We start from the raw sequence: 24,740 nt of genomic DNA, 5'->3' as shown, positions 1-24,740 counted from the left end.
ATTACCTATATAGCCAGGAGGCATATCCTACTGCCGTGCCGTGTTATCGGCCCGCGGCGTTTGCCGCTATCATAGGCACCCTGTTTGTCGCTGCGAAAAGCCGAGCGTGTCATGACCGTGCAGTTCCCCACCATTGCCGACTGTGTCGGCAACACCCCGCTGGTACGCCTGCAACGCCTGCCGGGCGAGACCTCCAACACCCTGCTGGTCAAGCTGGAGGGCAACAATCCGGCCGGCTCGGTGAAGGATCGGCCGGCGCTGTCGATGATCAGCCACGCCGAACTGCGCGGCGACATCTACCCCGGCGACACGCTGATCGAGGCCACCTCCGGCAATACCGGCATCGCCCTGGCCATGGCCGCGGCGATCAAGGGCTACCGGATGATCCTGATCATGCCGGACAACATGAGCGCCGAGCGCAAGGCGGCGATGAGCGCCTACGGCGCCGAGCTGGTGCTGGTCAGCAAGGCCGAGGGCATGGAAGGCGCCCGCGACCTGGCGCTGAAGATGCAGAGCGAGGGGCGCGGCAAGGTGCTCGACCAGTTCGGCAACCAGGACAACCCGCTGGCCCACTACGAGAGCACCGGCCCGGAGATCTGGCGGCAGACCCAGGGCACCATCACCCACTTCATCAGCTCGATGGGCACCACCGGCACCATCATGGGCGTGTCGCGCTACCTCAAGGAGCAGAATCCGGCGGTGCAGATCGTCGGTCTGCAGCCGCAGGAAGGCTCGGCGATTCCCGGCATCCGCCGCTGGCCGCAGGAGTACCTGCCGAAGATCTTCGACGCCAGCCGGGTCGACCGGGTGATCGACATGGCGCAGAGCGAAGCCGAGGACGTCATGCGCCGTCTGGCGCGCGAGGAAGGCATCTTCTGCGGCGTCTCCTCCGGCGGTTCGGTGGCGGCGATGCTGCGCCTGTCGCGTGAGGTGGAGAACGCGGTGATGGTGGCGATCATCTGCGACCGCGGCGACCGCTACCTGTCCACGGGTGTCTACGACGCCCCGTCGGTCTGATCGCCGGCTCACGTGACGTGGGCCGGCTCTGAACCTTTCCTCCGGTGCGCCTGGCGCGCCCTACACTATTTGCAGGTTGCCTGATGGCCAAACGCAACAGCGGGCTGCGCTTCCAGCCGAGCGGCGGTTCGCGCGCCGTACAACTGCCGGTCGGCAAGAAGCAGCGTCTTGTCATCGAGCGCCTGGCCGACGACGGTCGCGGCATCGCCCATGAAGGCGGGCGCACCTGGTTCGTCGCCGGCGCGCTGGCCGGTGAGCAGGTCGAGGCGCGGGTGCTGGCCGCGCGCAGCCAGGTGGTGGATGCGCGGGTCGAGCGGGTGCTCGAGGCCAGTCCGCTGCGGCGCGCGGCGCCCTGTGCGCTGGCCGGGCGCTGTGGCGGCTGCACCCTGCAGCACCTGCCGCATGACGAGCAGGTTGCCCTGAAACAGCGCAGCCTGGCCGAACAGTTGCGCCGTCTGGCCGCGCTGCAGCCGCAGGAATGGGCGCCGCCGCTGCTCGGCCCGGAGCTGGGCTATCGGCGCCGGGCGCGCATCGCGGTGCGCTGGGATGCCAAGAACCGCCAGCTGGAGGTCGGCTTTCGTGCGGCGGCAAGTCAGGCGATAGTCGATCTGGACCAGTGTCCGGTGCTGGTACAGGCTTTGCAGCCACTGCTCGCCGCCTTGCCGGGCGTGCTGCGCCGCCTGCGCAAACCGCAGGCCATCGGCCATGCCGAGCTGTTCCAGGGCACCGCCTGCGCGCTGCTGGTGCGCCATACCCAGCCGCTGGCGGAGGAGGATCGCCAGCTGCTGCGCGCGTTCTGCGCCGAGCACGGCGCCCAGCTGTGGTGGCAGGGCGAGGGCGAACCGCAGGCGGACGCGCCGGCGCAGGCGCTGGGTTATCGGCTGGAGGCCTATGACCTGACCCTGGCCTGGCGACCGGGCGACTTCGTCCAGGTCAATGCGCCGGTCAATGACCTGATGCTGGCGCAGGCGCTGGACTGGCTGGCGCCGCAGGCGGGCGAGCGGGTGCTGGATCTGTTCTGCGGTCTGGGCAACTTCGCCCTGCCGCTGGCGCAGCGGGCGGCCGAGGTGGTCGGTGTGGAGGGGGTGCAGGCGATGGTCGAGCGGGCGGCGGCCAATGCCGCGGCCAACGGCCTGGAGAATGCGCACTTTTTCCGGGCGGATCTGTCTCAGCCCTTGGCCGAGGCGCGCTGGGCCGAGGGCGGCTTCGCCGCGGTGCTGCTGGATCCGCCGCGCGACGGCGCGGCGGCGGTGGTCGGCCAGCTGCGCAGCCTCGGCGCGCGGCGCGTGCTCTATGTGTCGTGCAACCCGGTCACCCTGGCGCGCGACGCGGCGCTGCTGGCGCAGCAGGGTTACCGGCTGAAGCGCGCCGGTATCCTCGACATGTTCCCGCAGACGGCGCATGTCGAGGCGATGGCTTTGTTCGAAACGGATGCGGAGCGTCCGTAACGGGTCGATGGAGGAGAGGGCGCGCGCACAGCCGTCGCTGTTCCACGACCTGCCAATGGACCGACCCACAGAAGGTCGGCGCAATCAGGGCCTGCAGGTGGCCCTGGACCAGGCGTGGCGCGTGTCGCGCCGTGGCAGGAAAGGTGAAAGACGATGGTACAGGTAAGAGCGCAACAGCCGGTCAATACCGACGGCAGCATCAACCTCGAGGCCTGGCTGGATCACGTCCTCGGCGTCGATCCGGCCCTGGATCGCGACAGTTTGCGCAAGGCCTGCGAGTTCGCCCGCGAGGCCGAGCAGCAGGCGATCGCCGTCCAGCACATCTGGGCCGAGGGCACCTCGAGTTTCCGCACTGGCCTGGAGATCGCCGAGATTCTCGCCGACCTCAAGCTCGACCAGGAGTCGCTGGTCGCCGCGGTGCTGTACCGCGCGGTGCGCGAGGGCAAGGCCAAGCTGGAGGCGGTGGAAAAGCACTTCGGCGCGCCGGTGGCCAAGCTGATCGAGGGGGTGCTGCGCATGGCCGCGATCAGCGCCAGCCTCAATCCGCGCCAGTCGCTGGTGCTCGGCACCCAGGCGCAGGTGGAGAACCTGCGCAAGATGCTGGTGGCGATGATCGACGACGTGCGCGTGGCGCTGATCAAGCTGGCCGAGCGCACCTGCGCGATCCGTGCGGTGAAGAACACCGACGACGACAAGCGCTACCGGGTGGCCCGCGAGGTGTTCGACATCTACGCGCCGCTGGCCCATCGTCTGGGCATCGGCCATATCAAGTGGGAGCTCGAGGACCTGTCCTTCCGCTACCTGCAGCCCGACCAGTACAAGCAGATCGCCAAGCTGCTGCACGAGCGGCGGCTCGATCGCGAACGCTTTATCAACGAGGTGATGCAGCAGCTGCGCGACGAGCTGAGCGCCACCGGGGTCGAGGCCGACATCAGCGGCCGGGCCAAACACATCTATTCGATCTGGCGCAAGATGCAGCGCAAGGGTCTGGAGTTCAGCCAGATCTACGACGTGCGCGCGGTGCGCGTGCTGGTGCCGGAGGTGCGCGACTGCTACACGGCCCTCGGCATCGTGCACACCCTGTGGCGGCACATTCCCAAGGAGTTCGACGACTACATCGCCAACCCCAAGGAAAACGGCTACCGTTCGCTGCACACCGCGGTGATCGGCCCCGAGGGCAAGGTGCTGGAGGTGCAGATCCGCACCCACGCCATGCATGAGGAAGCCGAGCTGGGGGTGTGTGCGCACTGGCTGTACAAGGGTACAGACGTCAAGTCCGGCTCCAGCCACTATGAAGAGAAGATCGCCTGGCTGCGCCAGGTGCTCGAATGGCACGAGGAACTCGGCGACATCGGCGGCCTGGCCGAGCAGCTGCGCGTCGACATCGAGCCCGACCGGGTCTACGTGTTCACCCCCGACGGCCACGCCATCGACCTGCCCACCGGCGCCACGCCGCTGGACTTCGCCTACCGCGTGCACACCGAGATCGGCCACAACTGTCGTGGCGCCAAGGTCAACGGGCGCATCGTGCCGCTCAGCTACAGCCTGCAGACCGGCGAGCAGGTGGAAATCATCACCGGTAAGCATGGCGCGCCGAGCCGCGACTGGCTCAATCCCAACCTCGGCTACGTGACCACCTCGCGGGCGCGGGCGAAGATCGTCCACTGGTTCAAGCTGCAGGCGCGCGACCAGAACGTGATCGCCGGCAAGAACTACCTGGAGCGCGAGCTGAACCGCCTGGCGCTGCAGGGCGTCGACTTCGAGCGTCTCGCCGAGAAATGCAACCTGAAGGCCGCCGAGGACCTGTTCGCCGCCCTCGGTGCCGGCGACCTGCGCCTGGCCCAGGTGGTCAATGCCGCCCAGCAGCTGGTCGAGCCCGAGCGCGATTTCGACCAGCTCGAGCTGCTGCCGCGCCGCCCCGCCAGCGGGCGCAGCGGCGGGCGCGACGAGATCCAGATCCTCGGCGTCGGCAACCTGCTCACCCAGATGGCCGGCTGCTGCCAGCCGGTGCCGGGCGAGCCGATCGTCGGCTACATCACCCAGGGGCGCGGGGTGAGCATCCATCGCCAGGACTGCCCGATGGCCTTGCAGCAGACCGAGCGCGAGCCCGAGCGGATGATCCAGGTCAGCTGGGGTCAGGCGCCGGCGAAGACCTATCCGGTGGATATCCAGATCCGCGCCTACGACCGCTCCGGTCTGCTGCGCGACGTGTCGCAGATGCTGCTCAACGAGAAGATCAACGTGCTGGCGGTCAACACCCGGTCGGACAAGAACGACAACACCGCCAACATGCACCTGACCATCGAGATCCCCGGCATGGAGGCGCTCGGCCGCCTGCTGGCGCGCATCTCGCAGCTGCCCAACATCATCGAGGCGCGGCGCAGCCGCTCGGGAGTCTGAGGTGGAGAGCTACCGACTGGACGACCTGCTGCACCTGATGGCACGCCTGCGCGATCCGCAGTCAGGCTGCCCGTGGGATCTTGCCCAGGACTACGCGAGCATCGTCCCGCACACCCTCGAGGAGGCCTACGAGGTGGCCGACGCCATCGAGCGCGGCGACTTCGCCCACCTGCCGGGCGAACTCGGCGACCTGCTGTTCCAGGTGGTCTACTACAGCCAGCTGGGCCGCGAGGAGGGCCGCTTCGACTTCGCCCAGGTAGTCGACGGCATCACCCGCAAGCTGCTTCGTCGCCATCCGCACGTGTTCCCCGACGGCGACCTGTACGGCGCGGCGGACCTGCCCAGGCTCGACGAGGCGGCGATCAAGCGGCGCTGGGAGGAGATCAAGGCCGAGGAGCGCGCCGAGAAGGCCGCGGCACCCGAGCAGCTGTCGCTGCTCGACGACATTCCCCACGCCCTGCCGGCGCTGTCGCGGGCGGCCAAGCTGCAGAAGCGCGCGGCCCAGGTCGGTTTCGACTGGCCGGCGCCGCTGCCGGTGCTGGACAAGCTGCAGGAGGAGCTCGACGAAGTCCTCGAGGCGATGGCCGAGGGCGACCAGCAGCACATCGCCGAGGAAGTCGGCGACCTGCTGTTCGTCGCGGTGAACCTGGCCCGCCATCTCAAGGTCGAGCCGGAGGCGGCGCTGCGCGCGGCCAACCAGAAGTTCGAGCGGCGCTTTCAGTTCATCGAACAGGCCTTGCGCGCGGACAGCCGGCGCATGGAAGATTGCACCCTCGAACAGCTGGACGCCCTGTGGGGCGAGGCCAAGCGTGAGGAGCGGGAAGGCCCCGCCTGCGGCTAGCCGCTTTTCCAGAGCATTCCCGGTGGGGCGCCAGGCCGGCGCCACACTTCAGTCAGATTCCTCGGGTACAAGGTACGTCATGAGTCTTTCCCTACGCGACCAGCTGCTCAAAGCCGGCCTGGTCAACGAGAAGCAGGCCAAGCAGGTCGGCAAGCAGAAGCAGAAACAGCAGCGCCTGGAGCACAAGGGTCAGCTGGAGAAGGACAATTCGCAGCGCGAGGCGGCGCTCCAGGCGCAGGCGGAAAAGCTCGCCCGCGACCAGGAACTGAACCGCCAGCAGCAGGAAAAGGCGCAGAAGAAGGCGATGGCCGCGCAGGTCAAGCAGCTGATCGAAGGCAGCCGCCTGCCGCGCCTGGCGACCGAGGACTACTACAACTTCGTCGACGAGAAGAAGGTCAAGCGCATCGCGGTCAACCCGATGCTGCGCGACAAGCTCAGCCGCGGCACCCTGGCCATCGTGCGCCTGGAGGGCAAGTACGAGCTGATCCCGCGCGAGGCGGCGCTGAAGGTGCAGGAGCGCGAACCGCAGCGCATCATCCTGCTCAACATCGCCAGCGAAGTGCCGGACGACGAGGACGATCCGTACAAGGACTACGTGGTGCCCGACGACCTGATGTGGTGATCCAGGCTTTGAGAGTGGCTCTCGCAGAATGAAAAACGCCCGGCGCATGCCGGGCGTTTTCATGTGCGTACAGACTTACTTGCCCTGCACGGCGCGGCCGTCGACCGAGCCCTGCTTGAGCATGATGCGGTATTCCTTGCCGTCCTTCTCCACCTGGTGCAGGCGTACCAGCAGATGGCCCCAGTCCTTGGCGAACCACAGCACGGTCTGGCGGTTGGACTTGGTGGGGTCGCGCACGCGTTCGACCTTGATCGCGTCGACCTGGCCGGCTTCGGTCGACACCGCCTCTTCGCCGAGCACGCGGAAGTCGTAGGTTTCGATCTCGTCGCCGTCGAGCACCTGGTAGCTCATGCTCTGCTTGCCGGCGGCAACATCTTCCTGCAGCGCCAGCTGGTAGGTCGACTTGTCCAGCAGGCCGCTCTTCAGCACCAGCTTCACCGGGTGGTCGCGATCGTTGCCGGTGACCAGCTTGCTCTGCCAGTCGAAGTCGTGGGCGATGTTCTTGCTCTTGCCCAGGCCGCTGCGCTCGAAGCGGTAGCTCAGCGGCACGAAGCGCTGGCTGACGTAGTTGAAGCGACTTTCCTCGCTGATCCCGGCCACCAGCATCGACGCCTTGAACCGCAGCGTCCAGCTGCCGTCGGCGGCCTGCTCCAGCTGGCGCTCGGCGCTGCCGCTGACCGGCACCTGCTGCCAGTCGGCGGTGTACTGGGCGCTGAAGGGTTCCAGGGCCAGGGCGCTGGCCGGCAGACCTAACAGGGCGAGGGCAAGCGTTAACGCACGACGCATGGCAAATCTCCTTGAGTTGCGGACGCTTGCCGGTGACCTCAGTGGTGTGGCGGCAAGTCGCGAATCTGCTGGCCGCTGACCGGCAGGGGGGTTCCGTCCAGTTCGACACCTCGACTGGTGAGGCGCAGTCGCCCTTCGGCGAACCAGCGTACCGCCAGCGGATAGATGTGATGCTCGCCGATCTGTACACGGCTGGCCAGCGTCTCGGCAGTGTCGCCCGCCTGCACCGGCACCACGGCTTGTACGACCAGCGGTCCGCCGTCGAGTTCCTCGGTGACGAAGTGCACGCTGCAGCCATGCTCGGCATCTCCCGCCTCCAGCGCGCGCTGGTGGGTGTGCATGCCCTTGTACTTGGGCAGCAGCGAGGGATGGATGTTGAACAGGCGGCCGGCATAGTGCTGCACGAAGCCCGGGGTGAGGATGCGCATGAAGCCGGCCAGCACCACCAGGTCAGGCTGGTGGGCGTCGATGGCCTCGATCAGTGCGGCGTCGAAGGCCTCGCGGCCCTCGAACGCCTTGTGATCCAGCACGGCGGTGGCGATTCCGGCGTTTTGCGCGCGGGTCAGCCCGTAGGCATCGGCGCGGTTGGAAATCACCGCGCAGATGCGTGCCGGATTGTCTTCGCCCAGACTGTCGATCAGCGCCTGCAGATTGCTGCCGGAGCCGGAGATCAGCACCACCACATTGCAGGGCTGGACCATCAGTGCGCCTTCAGGTTGTTCAGCACCACGCGCTCGGCACCTTCGGCGCCGCTGGCGATGCTGCCGATCACCCACGGCTGCTCGCCGCTGGCGCGCAGGTTGGCGAGGACGGCTTCGACCTGATCCTGAGCCACGCAGATGACCATGCCGACGCCGCAGTTGAGCACGCGGTGCATCTCGTGCTCGTCGACGTTGCCCTGCTGCTGCAGCCAGTCGAACACCGCCGGACGGTTCCAGCTGGCTACGTCGATGACCGCCTGGGCGCCCTCCGGCAGCACGCGCGGGATGTTGTCGAGCAGGCCGCCGCCGGTGATGTGGGCCATGGCCTTGACCGCGCCGGTGTCCTTGATCAGCTTGAGCAGCGGCTTGACGTAGATGCGCGTCGGCGCCATCAGCAGCTCGGTCAGCGCCTTGCCGTCGAGCTGGATCTGCTCGATGTCGGCACCGGCGACTTCGATGATCTTGCGGATCAGCGAGTAGCCGTTGGAGTGCGGGCCGGAGGAGGGCAGGGCGATCAGCGCGTCGCCGGCGGCGACCTTGGAGCCGTCGATGATCTCGCTCTTTTCCACCACGCCGACGCAGAAGCCGGCCAGGTCGTAGTCCTCGCCTTCGTACATGCCGGGCATCTCGGCGGTTTCGCCGCCGACCAGCGAGCAGCCGGCCAGTTCGCAGCCGGCGCCGATGCCGGTGACCACGGTGGCGGCCACGTCGACGTTGAGCTTGCCGGTGGCGTAGTAGTCGAGGAAGAACAGCGGCTCGGCGCCGCACACCACCAGGTCGTTGACGCACATGGCGACCAGGTCCTGGCCGATGCTGTCGTGCTTGTTCAGGTTCAGCGCCAGGCGCAGCTTGGTGCCGACGCCGTCGGTGCCGGAAACCAGCACCGGCTGCTTGTAGCCGGCCGGGATTTCGCACAGGGCGCCGAAGCCGCCCAGGCCGCCCATCACTTCAGGGCGCGCGGTGCGCTTGGCCACGCCCTTGATGCGTTCGACCAGTGCTTCACCAGCATCGATGTCAACACCGGCGTCCTTGTAGCTCAGGGAGGGTTGCTTGCTCATAAATCCGGGCCTTTGAAGGAAGTGCGTGAAAGCGCGCGATTTTAGCATTCTTGCAAGATAGCGGCCATCACGGGCGGTTGCCGTCATCCGGACGGCTGTTTAAGGTATAGGCCTTGTCTGTTGCGCGCATTGGCCGCGCGCCTGTCCCCTTGTCGAGATGCCTGCATGCGCCTGATCGCCCGATGGTTTGCCTTCTGCCTGTTGTTCACCACCCTGTCGGTCACGGCGGCCCAGGTCGAGGGGCTCTACGAGGTGCGCGAGCCGGTGGCTTCGCAGGATCCGGGCGAGCGTGCCGCGGCCATGAGCCGGGCCCTGCAGACCCTGGTGGTGCGCCTGACCGGCGAGCGCAAGGCGGCGCAGGATCCGCGCCTGCAGCCGCTGCTGGCCGATCCGCAGCAGCTGGTGCAGCAGTACGTCTACGAGGCGGGTACGCCGGTCACCCTGTCGGTGGTGTTCGATCCGGTGCTCAGTCAGCGTGCCCTGCGCGAGGCCGGCCTGACCCTGCAGAGTGCCGAGCGCGCCACCGTGCTGGCCTGGTGGCTGAACGAGACGGACGGCGGCAGCGAACTGGTGGCCGAGGATCAGGGCAGCGCCGATACCCTGCGTGCGGCGGCGCAGCACCGCGGGGTGCCGCTGAACCTGCCGCTGGGCGACCTCAACGAGCAGCTGCTGGCCAACCCCGAGACCCTGCGCGGCAGCGATGCCCAGGCGCTGCAGGAGGCTTCCGAGCGCTACGCGGCGGATGCCCTGCTGGCGGTGGTGGCGAAGGGCGCCGGCGACAGCTGGCAGGCTGACTGGCAGCTGTGGGTCGCTGGCCAGCGGGTGTCGGGTTCGAGCAGTGCCGCCAGCCAGGCCGCGCTGGCCGATGCCGTGCTGCTGGAGGTCGGCGAGCGCCTGGCGACGCAGTTCGCCAAAGCCGGCGCCGCGCAGAGTCTGACCCTGGAAGTGCAGGGCAACGATCTGGCGCGCTACGCCAGCCTGCAGCGCCTGCTCGAGCCATTCGCCCCGCGCCTGCAGGCGGTGGTCGGCGGCAACCTGGTCTATGAGGTCGACGCCAGTCCCGATCAGCTGCGTTCCCAGCTGCAGCTCGGTCGGCTGCACGAGCTGCCGGCCGAGGCCGTCGATGCCCAGGCTGCGCCGCAGGCCCAGCCGCTGCAGGTGCCGGCGGCAACCGCCAACCGGATGCGCTTCGCCTGGTAAGCCCGCGGCCACCCGCTGGCCCTTTCATGGATGGATCGGAGTGCGCACATGTTGAACGATTCCCGCAGCTGGCTGTGGCTGGCGGCCCTGGTCCTGCTCGGCTGGCTGGTTCATCAGCTGCAGCCGGTACTGATGCCGTTTCTGGTGGCCCTGCTGCTCGCCTACCTGGGCGATCCGCTGGTCGATCGCCTGGAGGCGCGCGGACTGACGCGTACCTGGGGGGTGGTGGCGGTGTTCAGCCTGTTCAGCCTGATCCTGCTGGTCATGCTGCTGGTCCTGGTGCCGCTGCTCGGCAGGCAGCTGCTGCGCCTGTACGAGCTGGTGCCGCAGATGCTCGACTGGCTGCAAGTGGCGGCGCTGCCCTGGGTTCAGCAGCAGCTCGGCCTGCGCGCCGACTTCTGGCAGCTGGAGCGGCTCAAGGCGCTGTTCACCGAACACCTCGGCCAGGCGGGCGACATCGCCGGCATGCTGCTGGCGCAGGTGACTTCCTCGAGCCTGGCGCTGCTGGCCTGGATCGGCAACCTGGTGCTGATCCCGGTGGTCAGCTTCTACCTGCTGCGCGACTGGGACCTGATGCTGGCGCATCTGCGCAAGCTGCTGCCGCGCAAGCGCGAGGGGCTGGTGGTGACGCTGGCCAGCGAGTGTCACGAGGTGCTCGGTGCCTTCTTGCGTGGCCAGTTGCTGGTGATGCTGGCGCTGGCGCTGGTGTATGCGGCGGGACTGATGCTGGTCGGCCTCGAGCTGGGCCTGCTGATCGGCGTGCTCGCCGGGCTGGCCAGCATCGTGCCGTACATGGGCTTCGTGGTCGGCATAGTCGCGGCGCTGGTGGCGGTGCTGTTTCAGTTCGGTCTCGACTGGTACCCGCTGCTCGGCGTGCTGCTGGTGTTCACCGTCGGCCAGCTGCTCGAGGGCATGTGGCTGACGCCGCTGCTGGTCGGCGATCGCATCGGCCTGCATCCGGTGGCGGTGATCTTCGCCATCCTCGCCGGCGGCCAGCTGTTCGGCTTCACCGGCGTGCTGCTGGCCCTGCCGGTGGCGGCGGTGATCATGGTGCTGCTGCGCCATGTGCATGACTTCTATAAACTGTCGGCACTATACGGAGAGTCAGGCCGCGACTCTCAGGAGTCGTCAGAGTCCCCATGAAACCCATCCAGCTGCCTCTGGGGGTGCGTCTGCGTGATGACGCCACCTTCGCCAATTTCTATCCCGGGGCCAACGCGGCCGCGCTGGGTTACGTCGAGCGCATGTGCGAGACGGATGCCGGCTGGGCGGAGAACCTCATCTACCTGTGGGGCGCCGAGGGCGTCGGGCGCAGTCACCTGCTGCAGGCCGCCTGCCTGCGCATGGAGCAGTTCGGCGGACGCGCGGTGTATCTGCCGCTGGATGCGGTGGCCATGTACGGCCCGCAGCTGCTGGACAACCTCGAGCAGTGCGATCTGGTGTGCATCGATGAGATCGACCTGATCGCCGGCCACCCGACCTGGGAAGAGGCGCTGTTCCACCTGTTCAACCGCCTGCGCGACGCCGGCCGGCGTCTGCTGCTGTCGGCCTCGGCGCCGCCGCGCGAGCTGGCGATCAAGTTGCCCGACCTCAAGTCGCGGCTGACCCTGGCGCTGGTGTTCCAGCTTCACGGCCTGTCCGACGAGGAAAAGCTGCGCGCCCTGCAGCTGCGCGCCTCGCGGCGCGGCCTGCATCTGACCGATGAGGTCGGTCGCTTCATCCTCACCCGCGGCTCGCGCAGCATGAACTCGCTGTTCGACCTGCTCGACCAGCTCGACCACGCCTCGCTGCAGGCGCAGCGCAAGCTGACCATTCCCTTCCTGAAAGAAACCCTCGGCTGGTGAAAGTCTGCTGCAAAGCTGCTGCGCTCGGCCATGCCGCGTTGAGCGGGGCGCTGAAAATGCTCATTTACTGCGCGTAAACTCAGCTTTTCAGCGTTCCGCTCGCCTTGCCTTGCCTTGCCTTGCCTTGCCTTGCCTTGCCTTGCCTTGCCTTGCCTTGCCTTCGCTCGCGGCGCTTTGCACGCAGATTTTGCGGCCTGGAAGCGGCGTGCCGGCCAATCCGAACGGATTATTCGCCGGCCAGCTTGCGGTCGTACTGGAAGCGCCAGCGGGTGTAGAGCAGGGCGCTGCAGAACAGCGCCAGGCTCACGCCGGCCTCCAGCCAGCCGAACAGCTCGCGGCCCGGCTGGAAGGCGGTGACCACGCCCTGGATGAAGTACAGGTTGAGCACGTAGCAGGCCCAGGCGTGCACGCGGGCGTTGCCGAGCAGCATGCCCGGGGCGAGGATCGCCAGCGGCACCAGGTGCACGCCGAGGATCACCCAGGGACGCGCGCCATGCAGGTCGACCAGCAGCAGGTACCAGACGGCAAGCAGCCCGATCAGGGCCACGAACAGCGCCAGGCTGAGCCAGCGGCTGAGGCGCAGGCGCGGCTCCAGCCAGTCGAGTGCCGGCAGCGGTTTGTTCTTCCTGGCCATTTCAGCTCCCCAGTTTCTGCGCGGTCTGCGCCAGACGTTGACCCAGCGCGCGGCACAGGGTGGTTTCGTGCTCGTCGAGCGCCCGCTTGCCATCGCTGCCGGCGTGGTGGCTGGCGCCGTAGGGGGTGCCGCCGCCGCGAGTTTCCAGCAGGGCCGTTTCGCTGTAGGGCAGGCCGCAGACCAGCATGCCGTGGTGCAGCAGCGGCAGCAGCATGGACAGCTGGGTGCTTTCCTGGCCACCGTGCAGGCTGGCGGTGGAGGTGAACACCCCGGCCGGCTTGCCGACCAGTTCGCCGGTCAGCCACAGGTTGCTGGTGCTGTCGAGGAAGTGCTTGAGCGGCGCGGCCATGTTGCCGAAGCGGGTCGGACTGCCCATGACCAGGCCGGCGCAGTGCTTGAGATCATCGAGGGTGGCGTAGATCGCGCCGTCCTCGGGGATCTCCGCGCTCACCGCGGCGCATTCGGCGGAGACGGCCGGTACGCAGCGCAGGCGCGCTTCCATGCCACCCTGCTCGATGCCGCGGGCGATCTGCCGGGCCATCTCGGCGGTGGCGCCGTGGCGGCTGTAGTAGAGCACCAGGATGTAGGGTGCGCTCACGGAAGCAGCTCCAGGATGCGCTCGGAGGGGCGGCCGATGATGGCCTTGTCGCCGACCACCAGGATCGGTCGCTCGATCAGTCGCGGATGCGCGTGCATCGCGGCGATCAGCGCCTCGTCGTCCAGCGCCGGGTCGGTCAGGTTGAGGGTCTGGTAGGCCTCCTCGCCGCTGCGTAGCAGCTGGCGCGCGCTGTAGCCGAGCTTGCCGAGCAGCTCGCGCAGTTCGGCGGCGCTGGGCGGGGTTTCCAGGTAGTGCACCACGCGCGGCTGCAGGCCGCGGGCCTCGAGCAGTTCCAGGGCACCACGGGATTTCGAGCAGCGCGGGTTGTGATACAGGGTCAGGTCGGTCATGTCGGTTGGCCCGTGGGTAGAGGAGGGCGCTATTCTAACCGCGTCGGCGCATGTCCCTGAACTTTCCGGGGGCGCCGTTTGGATACCAAGGAGAGGGGATGCTCGAACACCTGCAGGCGGCGCGGCGCTTCGTCGTCCATCTGGTCGGCCGCTTCTTCGCCGATCGCGGGCCGCAGAGCGCGGCGGCGCTGACCTATACCACGCTGTTCGCGGTGGTGCCGCTGATGACCGTGACCTTCGTCATGCTCGCCGCGGTGCCGGCCTTTCGCGACCTGGGTGAGCCGATCCAGGCGTTCATCTTCCGCAACTTCGTGCCTTCGGCGGGCGAGCAGGTGCAGGCGTATCTGCGCGGCTTCAGCACCCAGGCGCGCGAGCTGACCTGGCTCGGCGTCGCCGTACTGGTGGCGACCGCGCTGCTGACCCTGCACACCATCGAGGATGCCTTCAACCATATCTGGCGGGTGCGCCGGGCGCGGCGCGGGCTGTCGAGCTTCCTGCTGTACTGGGCGATCCTCAGTCTCGGCCCCCTGCTGCTGGGCCTGGGCTTCGCCGCCGGCACCTACGTCACCTCGCTGCAGCTGATCTCCGGCCCCCGTGCGCTGCCGGGGGCGGGAACCCTGATCGGTCTGATGCCGCTGCTCACCGGCATCGCCGCCTTCACCCTGCTCTATGCGGCGGTGCCCAATACCCGGGTGCCGCTGCGCCATGCGCTGCTCGGTGGCTGCTTCAGCGCTCTGGCGTTCGAGGTGGCCAAGGCCCTGTTCGCCCTGTATGTCAGCCAGTTTCCCGGCTATCAGCTGATCTATGGGGCCTTCGCCGCCGTGCCGCTGTTCCTGCTGTGGATCTATCTGGCCTGGTGGCCTGGCTGATCGTGCTGTTCGGCGCCGAACTGGTCTGTCATCTCGGTGCGCCCGGCTGCTGGCGAGGCGTGGCGCGGCCGCCGCTGGTGAATCTGCTCGGGGTGCTGGCGCAGCTGTACGCGCACCAGCAGAGCGGTCGCGCCCTGTCGCGCGCGGCGCTGGCCCGTCAGGGCTGGGTGCTGGACGAGGACGAGTGGGCGCCGCTGATCGAGTTTCTCGAGCGCGAGCGCCTGGTGACGGCCACCCGTGGCGGCGATTGGGTGCTGTGCCGCGATCTGTCGCAGGTTTCGTTGCAGCAGCTGCTCGAGCGCAGTCCCTGGCCGCTGCCGGCGCTGACCAGCCTGCCGGAGTCGTTGCCCGGCAAGCTGTGCGCTCCCTGGTATCCGCGCCTGCGCCATGCCTTGCAGGTGCTGGAGCAGGCGCGCGCGGAGCAGCTTGGCGCCAGTCTGGCCGACTGGCTGGGCGAACAGGCGTTGGCCGGCTGAAGGCGCAGCGGTTTCAGGCTATGTTCAGCTGGCGGGTCGCAACAGACTCGATGGGTTGCACGAAGATGTCCTCGACCTTGATGCTTTGCGGAACCACGGCGCAGCGCAGGCGCAGCTCGACGCCTTCGAGGGCCTTGTGCAGCGGCAGGCGGGCGACGCCGGAGAGCAGGATGCGCTGCTGCGCATCGATGCGGCCGTGGTCGACCGGGACTTCACGGGGCTGGTCGCCGTCGAGATAGCTGACCATCAGCGATACCGGCAGGTTGCTGAGGCCGGGCAGGTGCAGCCAGGCGGCCACTTCCAGTTCGACGACACGGTTGCCGCGGTTGCCGTTGTGCCTGCGGACCGCGTCCAGTTGGGGTGCGCTCAGGGCATGGAGCAGCTGGTCGTGTTGGGAAAGCATGCGGACCTCTGATGCAGTTGATTTGGCGTCAGAATTATAAAAAGCCCGGCAGGGTGGAAACTGTGGTTCAGCACGAGGCCGCGGGTGACCGGGTGCGCAATTTGCGCGCGGAGCCTGCGGCGGCCGACAAGTGGATGGGAGCGGGCAGGTATGGGTGGGACAAGGTTGCGGGGATGGCTGTTGGGCGTCAGCCTGCTGCTGGCCGGTTGCAGCGAGGCCGACTGGGGCGTCGACCAGCACGGGCGTCAGATCGCGGCCGGCGAGCTGGCAGGGCGCTGGCTGGTGATCAACTACTGGGCCGAGTGGTGCGGTCCCTGCCGCAAGGAGATTCCCGAGCTGAATCGCCTGGCCGAGGAACTGCAGGCGCAGCAGGTGACGGTGCTGGGGGTGAATTTCGATGCCCTGCAGGGCGAGGAACTGCGCGCGGCGGCCGAGCAGCTGGGGATCCGCTTCACCGTGCTGGCCAGTGATCCGGCGCCGCGCCTGGGGCTGACGCCGAGTCAGGTGTTGCCGGTGACCTGGCTGGTCGATCCGCAGGGCCGGGTGCGCGAGCAGCTGCCCGGCGAGCAGACGGCGCTGGGGCTGAAGGCCCGGCTGGCGGAGCTGCGCCGCTCTGCGGATTAGCGGATTGGCTTAACTGTCGCTGCTGGTGGTGGCCGCGACACGCCCGGCATCCTTGAGCAGCGCCTGGACCAGCTCCTCCTGCAGTTCGGGGTCGTTGCGGGTGAGTTCGATCAGGCTCTGCTCCAGCTCGCTGGCTTCCTCTTCCATGCCCAGTTCGGACAGGCGCTTGACCCGATGCACCCAGCGGCTCACGTCGCTGTCCTCGAGGTCTTCGTAGATCAGCGCGTGGGCTTCCTGCAGACGCCCGCGCAGGGACCTGCTGACCAGCAGGGTGAGGTCGGCGCGGGTCTGGTCCTGTGGATCTTCCACCTGGAGCTGCAGCTTGCCGACGCGGCCCAGATCCTGCTCGGCGAACGGGATGTCCAGCAGGTTCAGGCGCAGCACGCCGTTGCGGTTGGTGGTCAGCTCGTAACTCTGGTCGCCGGCCAGGACCAGCACCGGGCGTTCGGCCCAGGGCAGGCTGGAGTATTCCAGGCGGGTTTCGCCCTGCTGCTCGTCCAGGGAGGCCAGGTTTTGCTGCGCGCGGCCGTTGGATTCGGCGTTCATGAACGGGTTGAGGCCGGCGAAGCCGTAGCTGATCCAGCCGCGGGTGGCGCTTTCCGGCAGGCGGCCGAGCAGCGGCACGTTGAGCACGTTGGCGCCGACCCCGGCGACCACCGCCAGCGCGCCCAGCGGGATCTCGTAGAGTTCGCGCCAGGGCTGGTAGGGCGTATAGCGCTGGTAGCGGCGGGTGACCTCGAACGGGGTGACCTCGAAGGTCTTCTGCTCCCGGACGCGCACACGGCGTTGCGGCAGGTCGAGCACCAGCGGGCTGCCGGCGTCGATCTGCAGGCGGTGATCGAGCAGCTTGCGCTCGACCCGCTCCTCGAGTTCGCTGCGTTGCGGCAGCTGGTTGGCACAACCGGTGAGGAGCACGGTGCCGCACAAGGCGGCGCCGGCAAGGCGATGGCAGCGTCTGGGCATGATCTCTTTTAACGGTTGAGGCGGGCTGCGAGGAAGGCCGGGATCTCGGCGAGCGGTACGCTCTGCGCCTCGCTGTCGCGACGGCCCTTGTATTCCAGAACCGACTCGGCCAGGCCGCGCTCGCTGACCACGATGCGGTGCGGGATGCCGATCAGTTCCATGTCGGCAAATTTGACGCCCGGACTGGTCTTCTTGTCACGGTCGTCGAACAGCACTTCGTAGCCGGCGGCGGTCAGCTCGGCGTACAGGCGGTCGGCGGCTTCCTTGACGGCGGCGTTCTCGTACTTCATCGGCACGATGGCGATCTGGAAGGGTGCCAGCGCCTCGGGCCAGAGGATGCCGCGCTCGTCCCAGTTCTGCTCGATAGCGGCAGCCACCACGCGCGACACGCCGATGCCGTAGCAGCCCATGGTCAGGGTCACCGGCTTGCCGATCTCGTTGAGCACCGACAGCTTGAGCGCCTCGCTGTACTTGGTGCCGAGCTGGAAGATGTGGCCGACTTCGATGCCGCGCTTGATCTCCAGGGTGCCTTGGCCGTCCGGGCTGGGGTCGCCGGCAACCACGTTGCGCAGGTCGGCGATCTCCGGCAGCGGCAGGTCGCGCTCCCAGTTGACGCCGAAGTAGTGCTTGTCGTCGACGTTGGCGCCGGCGGCGAAGTCGCTCATCAGGGCCACCGAGCGGTCGACGATGCACGGCAGCGGCAGGTTCAACGGGCCGAGCGAGCCGGCGCCGGCGCCGATGGCGGCGCGGATCTCGGCCTCGGAGGCGAACACCAGCGGGCTGGCGACCTGGGCCAGGTTGGCGGCCTTGATCTCGTTCAGCTCGTGGTCGCCGCGTACCAGCAGGGCGACCAGCTGGCCTTTCTCGGCGCCGTGCACCACCAGGGTCTTGACGGTCTTGGCGATGGCCACGCCGAACTGGGCGACCAGCTCGTCGATGGTCTTGGCGTCCGGGGTGTCGACCAGGCGCAGTTGCTCGGTTGCGGCGCCACGCGCGGTTTCGCGCGGGATGGCCTCGGCTTTCTCGATGTTGGCGGCGTAGTCGGAGCTGTCGCTGAAGGCGATGTCGTCTTCACCGGACTCGGCGAGCACGTGGAACTCGTGGGAGCCGGTGCCGCCGATCGAGCCGGTGTCGGCCTGCACCGGACGGAAGTTCAGGCCCAGGCGGGTGAACACGTTGCAGTACGCCTGGTGCATGCGGTCGTAGGTTTCCTGCAGCGACTCCTGGTTGAGGTGGAAGGAGTAGGCGTCCTTCATCAGGAACTCGCGGCCGCGCATCAGGCCGAAGCGCGGGCGGATCTCGTCACGGAACTTGGTCTGGATCTGGTAGAAGTTGATCGGCAGCTGCTTGTAGCTGTTCAGCTCGTTGCGTGCCAGGTCGGTGATCACTTCCTCGTGGGTCGGGCCGACGCAGAACTCGCGGCCGTGGCGGTCCTTGATGCGCAGCAGTTCGGGGCCGTACTGCTCCCAGCGTCCGGATTCCTGCCACAGCTCGGCCGGCTGGATGGCCGGCATCAGCACCTCGAGGGCACCGGCGGCGTTCATTTCCTCGCGCACGATGTTCTCCACCTTGCGCAGCACGCGCAGGCCCATCGGCAGCCAGGTGTACAGGCCGGAAGCGAGCTTGCGGATCATCCCGGCACGCAGCAGCAGCTGGTGGCTGATGACCACGGCGTCGGTGGGGGTTTCCTTGAGGGTCGAGATCAGATACTGGCTGGTACGCATGGGCAGGATGATCCGGTTTCGCTGAACGGAAAAATGCCCGCATTGTACGGCGCGGGTCTGGTGGCGTACAGGGCGGGGGGATGGACTGTGCGGGGCCGAAAAAGCGGAAGCCCGGCGCAGGGCCGGGCTTCCGTTTCAGCGAGTGGGCAGCGGAGCGTTACAGGATGCTCAGCGGGTACTCGGTGATCACGCGGATTTCGTCGAGGTCGTCACCCAGGGCTGGATTGGCTTCGCCGTTGGCGCGCCAGGTGGAGTGACGTACACGGATCGACAGATCCTTGGCGGCGCCTGCCTGGAACACGTACTTGGCTTCCAGGTTGCGCTCCCACTCCTTGCCGTCTTCGACCGTGTTGAAGTAGCTGTAGGCGCCGCTGGCGTCTGCCTTGGTGCCGTCGATGTCCTCACCGGTGATGTAGCGCGCCATGAAGCTCAGGCCCGGTACGCCGAAGGCGGCCATGTCCAGGTCGTAACGAAGCTGCCAGGACTTCTCGTTTGGCGCGTTGAAGTCGGAGTACTGCACCGAGTTGGCCAGGAAGATCGAGTCGCCGGAGTTGCGGCCGTCCATGGAGATGTAGTCGAACGGCACGTCGCCATCGACCTGCTGGTGGGCCAGGGTGAGTTTGTGCGCACCCAGGGTGTAGGCGGCAGACAGCGACCAGGTGGTGTTGTCGATCTTGCCGGCCTTCTCGTCACCGGTTTCGCTGGTGTCGTAGACGTTGGCGTCGAAGGTCAGCGCCTGGCTGTCGCTCAGCGGGATGCTGTAGTTCAGGTTGGCGTAGTACTGGTTCCAGACGTCTTCCAGCTGGGCGCCGTACAGGGTGGCGCTGAAGTTGTCGGTGAAGGCGTAGGTGCCGCCCAGGTAGTCGGCGCTTTTGGCGTCGATCGGCAGGGCGGAGTAGGCCAGGGTGATGTCGCCGTCACTGTTGGTTTCGCGGCTGCCGTCACGGATCGCGGTGAAGTGACCGGCGTCGACATTCAGGCCGTCGATCTCGCTGCTCAACAGCTGGAAGCCGGTGGCCGAGCCCGGGAACAGGCGAGCAGTACCGGTGGCGAAGACCGGAGCGGTCGGGAACAGATTGCCGTACTTGAGTTCGGTGTTGGAGATGCGCGCTTTGACCGCGCCGCCGGCATAGGAGTAGTCGTCCTGGGAGCGACCGTCGGCGCCGGTCGGCAGCAGGCCGGTGCCGTCGGTACCCTTGCCGCTGTCCAGCTTCAGGCCCAGTGCGGCATGCGCGTCGACACCGAAGCCGACGGTGCCTTGGGTGTAGCCGGACTCGAAGGTGGCCAGGATGCCGTGAGCCCACTCTTCGCGGTAGCTCTGGCCGCCAGTGCCTGCGTTGTTACGGAAGTCGCGGTTGAAGTAGTAGTTCTTGTTCAGCAGGACCAGGCTGCCGTCCTCGACGAAGCCGTTCGACTCGGACTGCGCGCTGGCCATGGCCAGTTGGGAGGTGCTCGCGGCGACGGCGAACGCGATGGCGCTCAGTTTCATCATTTGCATATCAGGAATAGCCCCTTGGTATTTTTTCGAAGTGTTTGCAGCCCCACGAATACTGACTGGCAGGGCACTACTTTCTTATTGTCGGCGGCAACTTATAACACGCTGCTGAAGTGGCACGAAAGTACGGGTACGCCACGTTGGTCGGCCGCCTGGAGAGTGCCGCCCCCTTGTCGGCTGTGAAGCCGTCTTGCCGCACTTAAGACTGTGTTAAGTCAGTCGCCGCAGAATCGCTTCCATACCCTAAGAGGAGAGGCCTTTTCATGGCGGCGCTTCAGTCAGGTCAGGATGATTTTCTGGCAACGATCGGTACACATGCCGAACTTGCGCTGTATGGCGCTATGCAAAAGCCGTGCACAGAGCGTCGCAGACAGCTGGAAAACTTTATTGGCGATCGCTTTGCCGAGCACTATGGCGCCCGGATACAGCACTTCATGCCCTGTCTGCTGGGCCTGTATGACCCCATGCAACAGTTGCAGGCGGCCCTTGGCGTGCGTTGCGGGCAGGGTGGGGCGCTGTTCCTCGAGCGCTATCTGGATACGCCGGTCGAGCAGCGCATCGCCGAACTCAATGGCGGCAGTCAGCCCGCGCGTGGGTTGATCGCCGAGGTCGGCAACCTGGCCTCGCTGGGCGCCGGGCATGCCCGGTTGCTGATCGTCGCGCTGACCGACCTGCTGGCGAGGGCGGGCTTTCGCTGGGTGGCGTTCACCGGTACTTCGCTGCTGCTCAACAGCTTCCAGCGTCTGGGCTTGAGCCTGCTGCACCTGGGGGCGGCCGATGGGCAGCGCCTGGGCGCAGAGCTGGCCGACTGGGGCAGCTACTACGCCACCCAGCCGCAGGTGATGGTCGGCGACGTGCTCGCCGCCCATCAGCGCCTGCAGTCGATGGGCGTCTATCGGCAGCTGGGTTACCGCTCGGCTCAAGCACTGGACGGGGAGTTTGCCCATGTCGCCTGCGGTTGAGCGGTTGTGGCGGCAGTTGACCGCCCATGGTTCGCGCATTGCCCTGAGCGATGGTGAGCGCCAGTGGCGCTATGCCGAGCTGCAGCACGAAGTCGTTGCGCGCCAGGCGGTTCTGCACCGCTGCGGTGCGAGGCGCTTGGCGATTGCCCTCGACAACGGAGCGGACTGGCTGCTCTGGGATCTGGCCGCGCTGTTCGCCGGGGTGGTCTGCGTGCCGCTGCCGGGGTTCTTCTCGCCGGCGCAGCAGCGCCATGTGCTCGACAGTTCCGGCGTCGATACTTTGGTCACCAGCAGCCCCGAGGCCTTCGCCGCGCTGGGCTTCGTGGCGGGCGGCGACGGCTTGTGCCGGCGCCCGGTCGCCGCTGCCGCGCCGCTGCCGGCCGGCACGGCGAAGATCACCTACACCTCCGGCACCACCGGCCAGCCCAAGGGCGTGTGCCTGGCGGCCGAGGCGATGCTCGCGGTGGCCGAGAGCCTGCGCCAGACCCTCGCCAACCGCGATATCGAGCGCCACCTGTGCGTGCTGCCGCTGGCGACCCTGCTGGAAAACCTCGCCGGCAACTACACGCCACTGCTGCTCGGCGCGCGCATCGAACTGCCGCCGCTGGCTGCGGTCGGCCTGCGCGGCGCCAGTCAGTTCGAGCTGCCGGTGTTCCTCGCCACGCTGGCGCGCCTGCGCCCGAACAGCCTGATCCTGCTGCCGCAGCTGCTGCTGGGCTTGGTCAGCGCCGCCGAGCGCGGACTGCCGCTGCCGGATTCGCTGCGCTTCATCGCCGTCGGCGGCGGGCGGGTGGCGCCGCAGTTGCTCGAGCGCGCCGCCGCCCTGGGGCTGCCGGTGTTCGAGGGCTACGGGCTGTCCGAGTGCGCCTCGGTGGTCTGCCTGAACACCCCCGAGCAGCGGCGCATCGGTACGGTCGGTCAGCCGCTGGCGCATGCCGAGGTGCGCCTGGCGGACGATGGCGAAGTGCTGGTGCGTGGCGCCTGCATGCTCGGCTACCTCGGCGAGCCGCCGCTGGCGGACGACTGGCTGGGCACCGGCGATCTAGGGCATTGGGAGGACGGCTTCCTGGTTCTGCACGGGCGCAAGAAGCACCAGTTCGTCACCGCTTTCGGCCGCAACGTCAATCCCGAATGGGTCGAGGCGGAGCTGGTCCAGCAACTACCGATTGCCCAGGCCTGGCTGTACGGCGAGGCATTGGCGGCCAACGTCGCGGTGATCGTACCGCGCGGCGGCGAGCTGGCGGACGCCGAGCTGCAGGCGGCCATCGATCGGGTCAACGCCGGGCTGCCCGATTACGCCCGTGTCCATCACTGGCTGCGTGCCGCGCAGCCGTTCAGCGAGGCCAACGGCCTGGCCACGGCCAATGGCCGGCTGCGCCGCACCGCGCTGTTGCCGTATTACCAGAGCGCCATCGACGAACTGATGGATGCCACAGATCATCTAGAGGAAGCGCATTGATGAGTTTCTACCAGTCCCTGCAAGAACAGACCCAAGCCGAGCGCGAGTACCTGCTGGCCGCGCCGATCTTCGCCGAGGTCCTCGCCGGACGGATTAGCCTCGACAGCTACGTGGCCTTCCTCGCCCAGGCCTACCACCACGTCAAACACACCGTGCCGCTGCTGATGGCCTGCGGGGCGCGCCTGCCGGAGCGCCTGGAGTGGCTGCGCGAGGCAATTGCCGAGTACATCGAGGAAGAGTACGGCCACCAGGAATGGATCCTCAACGACATCCGCGCCTGTGGCGCCGATGCCGAGGCGGTGCGCCGCGGGACGCCCAACCTGCCCACCGAGCTGATGGTCAGCTACGTCTACGACCGCATCGCCCGCGACAATCCGGTGAGTTTCTTCGGCATGGTCAACGTGCTGGAGGGCACCAGCATCGCCCTGGCCACCCAGGCCGCGGCGATCATCCAGGATCGCCTGCAGCTGCCGGCCCAGGCCTTCAGCTACCTGACCTCCCACGGCAGCCTGGACATCAGCCACGTCGAGTTCTTCAAGACGCTGATGGATCGTCTCGACGATCCGGCCGACCAGGCCGCGGTGGTGCACACCGCGCGGGTGGTCTATCGCCTGTACGGCGACCTGTTCCGCAGCCTGCCGCTGTCAGGGGAGAACCAGCATGCAGCTGTCTGAGTGTCGCGTCCTGCTCACCGGGGCCACCGGCGGCATTGGCCAGTTGCTGGCCGAGCGGCTGTGCGCCGGCGGCGCGCGGGTGCTGCTGGTCGGCCGCCAGGCGAGTCGTCTCGAGCAGTTGGTGGCGCAGTGCCACGGCCGCGCCGAGAGCGTCTGCGCCGACATCACCGCCAGCGCCGGGCGCGAGGCGGTGCTGCAGGCGGCGCGGCGCATGGGCGGCGTCAACCTGCTGATCAACGCGGCGGGGATCAACCACTTCAGCATGCTTGAGCAGCACGACGAGGAGGCCCTGGCGGCGCTGGTCCAGCTCAACGTCACCGCGACCCTGCAGCTCACCCATCGTCTGCTGCCGATGTTGCGTCAGCAGGGCCAGGCGCTGGTGGTGAACATCGGCTCGACCTTCGGCTCGATCGGCTATCCGGGGTTTTCCGCCTACTGCGCGAGCAAGTTCGCCCTGCGCGGCTTCTCCGAGGCGCTGCGTCGCGAGCTGGCCGATACCCGGGTCAAGGTCATGTACATCGCCCCGCGCGCCACCCGCACCAGCATGAACGAGCAGAGCGTGGTGGCGATGAACGACGAGCTCAAGGTGGCCATGGACGCCCCGGCCCTGGTGGCCGATGCCGTGGTCAAGGCCATCGGTCGCGAGAGCGAGGAGCTCTATCTGGGCTGGCCGGAAAAGCTCTTCGTGCGCCTCAACAGCCTGCTGCCGCGGATGGTGGATCAGGCGCTGCGCAAGCAGTTGCCGATCATCCAGCGCTTCGCCCGCGGCAAATCCTGATTCCTTCCTGAAGTGGAGTAGAGCGAATGTCGAAATCCTTCGTGCGACACCTGATCCTCGGCGGCGCCCTGCTGCTCAGCCTGCCGAGCTTCGCCCTGACCGCCGCCAGTGCTCAGAGCCTCAAGCAGTTGCAGGCCCGCTGGGCCGAAATCAACTACCAGCTGCCCGAAGCGCAGCGCGAGGCGGCGTTCGCCAAGCTGGCCGGCGAGGCCGAGGTCGCCCTCAAGGCCGAGCCGCAGGCGCCCGAGCTGCTGATCTGGCGCGGCATCATCCTCAGCACCTGGGCGGGCGCCAAGGGCGGCCTCGGCGCGCTGGATCTGGTCAAGCAGGCGCGCGGCCAGTTCGAGCAGGCGATCGAGCTGGATGCCAAGGCCCTCGACGGCTCGGCCTACACCAGTCTCGGCTCGCTCTACTATCAGGTGCCGGGCTGGCCGGTCGGCTTCGGCGACGACGAGCGCGCCGAGCAGCTGCTCAAGCAGGCACTGAGCCTGAATCCCGACGGAATCGACCCCAACTATTTCTACGGCGACTTCCTGCTGGGCGAGAAACGCTACGCCGAGGCCGAGAAGGCGCTGCAGAAGGCGCTGGCCGCACCGCCGCGCCCCGGTCGCGAGGTGGCCGATGCCGGCCGGCGCCAGGAAGCGCAGGCACTGCTGGACAAGGCGCGGGCCAAGCTGAACTGATCCACGGGGCAGCGACGTTCGCGATGCGCGCTGCACGCCGAGCCGGTGGAGGTGAGACACTTCTGCCGGCTCGGCGTTTTTTTGATTGAATTACAGGCAGCGGTTGCCGGAGTGGGCCGAACACAGGAGTG

At 67.6% G+C, this 24,740-nt stretch carries 24 protein-coding genes and 1 pseudogene; 15 read left to right on the top strand and 10 right to left on the bottom strand.

Annotation, left to right across the window (positions count from 1 at the left end; genetic code table 11):
- The first annotated feature begins 111 nt into the window (after positions 1-111).
- From cysM to BM297_RS13595, 5 genes are all read left to right on the top strand, one after another.
- Positions 112-1,017 (top strand): cysteine synthase CysM, encoded by a 906-nt coding sequence (gene cysM / locus BM297_RS13615; protein ID WP_092432405.1) that lies wholly within the window; start codon positions 112-114, stop codon positions 1,015-1,017.
- A gap of 83 nt (positions 1,018-1,100) precedes the next feature.
- Positions 1,101-2,465 (top strand): 23S rRNA (uracil(1939)-C(5))-methyltransferase RlmD, encoded by a 1,365-nt coding sequence (rlmD, locus tag BM297_RS13610; protein WP_092432404.1) that lies wholly within the window; start codon positions 1,101-1,103, stop codon positions 2,463-2,465.
- 153 nt (positions 2,466-2,618) lie between these two features.
- Positions 2,619-4,865 (top strand): GTP diphosphokinase, encoded by a 2,247-nt coding sequence (relA, locus tag BM297_RS13605; protein ID WP_092432402.1) that lies wholly within the window; start codon positions 2,619-2,621, stop codon positions 4,863-4,865.
- Between the two features lies 1 nt (position 4,866).
- Entirely contained in the window at positions 4,867-5,706 is an 840-nt protein-coding gene (gene mazG / locus BM297_RS13600) for a nucleoside triphosphate pyrophosphohydrolase (RefSeq protein WP_281250248.1), read from the top strand.
- Positions 5,707-5,785: 79 nt separating this feature from the next.
- Positions 5,786-6,328 (top strand): DUF2058 domain-containing protein, encoded by a 543-nt coding sequence (locus BM297_RS13595; RefSeq protein ID WP_092432400.1) that lies wholly within the window; start codon positions 5,786-5,788, stop codon positions 6,326-6,328.
- A gap of 75 nt (positions 6,329-6,403) precedes the next feature.
- On the opposite strand, the gene BM297_RS13590 is transcribed toward BM297_RS13595, so the two are convergent.
- From BM297_RS13590 to purM, 3 genes are read right to left on the bottom strand one after another with little or no spacing between them, the layout of a single operon-like run.
- Positions 6,404-7,114 (bottom strand): DUF3108 domain-containing protein, encoded by a 711-nt coding sequence (locus tag BM297_RS13590; RefSeq protein WP_092432398.1) that lies wholly within the window; start codon positions 7,112-7,114, stop codon positions 6,404-6,406.
- Positions 7,115-7,152: 38 nt separating this feature from the next.
- Positions 7,153-7,815 carry a phosphoribosylglycinamide formyltransferase gene (gene purN / locus BM297_RS13585; RefSeq protein WP_092432396.1) on the bottom strand — a complete coding sequence of 221 codons (663 nt, stop codon included), beginning with the start codon at positions 7,813-7,815 and terminating at the stop codon, positions 7,153-7,155.
- The gene (purM, locus tag BM297_RS13580; RefSeq protein ID WP_092432393.1) at positions 7,815-8,873 is read right to left on the bottom strand and encodes a phosphoribosylformylglycinamidine cyclo-ligase; all 1,059 of its coding nucleotides are present in this window, start codon (positions 8,871-8,873) and stop codon (positions 7,815-7,817) included. Before purM ends, purN begins: the two co-directional genes overlap by 1 nt.
- A 165-nt stretch (positions 8,874-9,038) precedes the next feature.
- On the opposite strand from purM, the gene BM297_RS13575 reads away from it, so the two are divergent.
- The 3 genes from BM297_RS13575 to hda are packed head-to-tail and all read left to right on the top strand — an operon-like array spanning position 9,039 to position 11,917.
- Positions 9,039-10,073 (top strand): DUF2066 domain-containing protein, encoded by a 1,035-nt coding sequence (locus BM297_RS13575; protein WP_092432391.1) that lies wholly within the window; start codon positions 9,039-9,041, stop codon positions 10,071-10,073.
- A 48-nt stretch (positions 10,074-10,121) separates the two neighbouring features.
- Entirely contained in the window at positions 10,122-11,216 is a 1,095-nt protein-coding gene (locus BM297_RS13570) for an AI-2E family transporter (protein ID WP_175526653.1), read from the top strand.
- Positions 11,213-11,917, top strand: coding sequence for a DnaA regulatory inactivator Hda (hda, locus tag BM297_RS13565; RefSeq protein ID WP_090312743.1), 705 nt, complete (start codon positions 11,213-11,215; stop codon positions 11,915-11,917). The genes BM297_RS13570 and hda overlap by 4 nt, the downstream gene beginning before the upstream one ends.
- Before the next feature lie 226 nt (positions 11,918-12,143).
- Here hda and BM297_RS13560 read toward each other — a convergent pair whose 3' ends face one another.
- From BM297_RS13560 to arsC, 3 genes are read right to left on the bottom strand one after another with little or no spacing between them, the layout of a single operon-like run.
- Complete coding sequence (locus BM297_RS13560; RefSeq protein ID WP_092432389.1) at positions 12,144-12,551, bottom strand: DUF2069 domain-containing protein; 408 nt, start codon at positions 12,549-12,551, stop codon at positions 12,144-12,146.
- A gap of 1 nt (position 12,552) precedes the next feature.
- Positions 12,553-13,149 (bottom strand): NAD(P)H:quinone oxidoreductase, encoded by a 597-nt coding sequence (wrbA, locus tag BM297_RS13555; RefSeq protein WP_092432388.1) that lies wholly within the window; start codon positions 13,147-13,149, stop codon positions 12,553-12,555.
- On the bottom strand, positions 13,146-13,499 hold the full coding sequence (gene arsC, locus BM297_RS13550) for an arsenate reductase (glutaredoxin) (protein WP_092432386.1): 354 nt from the start codon (positions 13,497-13,499) through the stop codon (positions 13,146-13,148). Before arsC ends, wrbA begins: the two co-directional genes overlap by 4 nt.
- Before the next feature lie 98 nt (positions 13,500-13,597).
- Between arsC and BM297_RS13545 the strand changes: the two are divergent.
- Positions 13,598-14,844, top strand: a pseudogene (locus BM297_RS13545) (YihY family inner membrane protein).
- A gap of 13 nt (positions 14,845-14,857) precedes the next feature.
- On the opposite strand, the gene BM297_RS13540 reads toward BM297_RS13545, so the two are convergent.
- Complete coding sequence (locus BM297_RS13540; protein ID WP_092432384.1) at positions 14,858-15,247, bottom strand: hypothetical protein; 390 nt, start codon at positions 15,245-15,247, stop codon at positions 14,858-14,860.
- 150 nt (positions 15,248-15,397) lie between these two features.
- Here BM297_RS13540 and BM297_RS13535 point away from each other — a divergent pair, with 150 nt between their 5' ends.
- The gene (locus BM297_RS13535; RefSeq protein ID WP_092432382.1) at positions 15,398-15,871 is read left to right on the top strand and encodes a TlpA disulfide reductase family protein; all 474 of its coding nucleotides are present in this window, start codon (positions 15,398-15,400) and stop codon (positions 15,869-15,871) included.
- A gap of 9 nt (positions 15,872-15,880) precedes the next feature.
- On the opposite strand, the gene BM297_RS13530 is transcribed toward BM297_RS13535, so the two are convergent.
- The 3 genes from BM297_RS13530 to BM297_RS13520 form a co-directional block, all read right to left on the bottom strand.
- Entirely contained in the window at positions 15,881-16,834 is a 954-nt protein-coding gene (locus BM297_RS13530) for a hypothetical protein (RefSeq protein WP_092432381.1), read from the bottom strand.
- An 8-nt stretch (positions 16,835-16,842) separates the two neighbouring features.
- Positions 16,843-18,558 (bottom strand): proline--tRNA ligase, encoded by a 1,716-nt coding sequence (locus tag BM297_RS13525; RefSeq protein WP_092432379.1) that lies wholly within the window; start codon positions 18,556-18,558, stop codon positions 16,843-16,845.
- A gap of 157 nt (positions 18,559-18,715) precedes the next feature.
- Entirely contained in the window at positions 18,716-20,056 is a 1,341-nt protein-coding gene (locus tag BM297_RS13520; protein ID WP_092432377.1) for an OprD family porin, read from the bottom strand.
- Between the two features lie 260 nt (positions 20,057-20,316).
- Between BM297_RS13520 and BM297_RS13515 the strand changes: the two genes are divergently transcribed.
- From BM297_RS13515 to BM297_RS13495, 5 genes are read left to right on the top strand one after another with little or no spacing between them, the layout of a single operon-like run.
- The gene (locus BM297_RS13515) at positions 20,317-21,015 is read left to right on the top strand and encodes a thermostable hemolysin (protein WP_342742283.1); all 699 of its coding nucleotides are present in this window, start codon (positions 20,317-20,319) and stop codon (positions 21,013-21,015) included.
- On the top strand, positions 20,999-22,474 hold the full coding sequence (locus BM297_RS13510; protein WP_092432374.1) for an AMP-binding protein: 1,476 nt from the start codon (positions 20,999-21,001) through the stop codon (positions 22,472-22,474). The genes BM297_RS13515 and BM297_RS13510 overlap by 17 nt, the downstream gene beginning before the upstream one ends.
- Complete coding sequence (locus BM297_RS13505; protein ID WP_092432372.1) at positions 22,474-23,148, top strand: iron-containing redox enzyme family protein; 675 nt, start codon at positions 22,474-22,476, stop codon at positions 23,146-23,148. Before BM297_RS13510 ends, BM297_RS13505 begins: the two co-directional genes overlap by 1 nt.
- Positions 23,135-23,926 carry an SDR family oxidoreductase gene (locus BM297_RS13500; protein ID WP_092432371.1) on the top strand — a complete coding sequence of 264 codons (792 nt, stop codon included), beginning with the start codon at positions 23,135-23,137 and terminating at the stop codon, positions 23,924-23,926. Before BM297_RS13505 ends, BM297_RS13500 begins: the two co-directional genes overlap by 14 nt.
- Before the next feature lie 26 nt (positions 23,927-23,952).
- Positions 23,953-24,609 carry a tetratricopeptide repeat protein gene (locus tag BM297_RS13495; protein ID WP_394328018.1) on the top strand — a complete coding sequence of 219 codons (657 nt, stop codon included), beginning with the start codon at positions 23,953-23,955 and terminating at the stop codon, positions 24,607-24,609.
- Positions 24,610-24,740 lie beyond the last annotated feature (131 nt).

The organism is Geopseudomonas sagittaria (genome assembly GCF_900115715.1).
Taxonomy (GTDB): Bacteria; Pseudomonadota; Gammaproteobacteria; order Pseudomonadales; family Pseudomonadaceae; genus Geopseudomonas; species Geopseudomonas sagittaria.
Note: the sequence above shows the minus strand (reverse complement) of the source record. Positions and strands in the feature narration are given on the sequence as shown.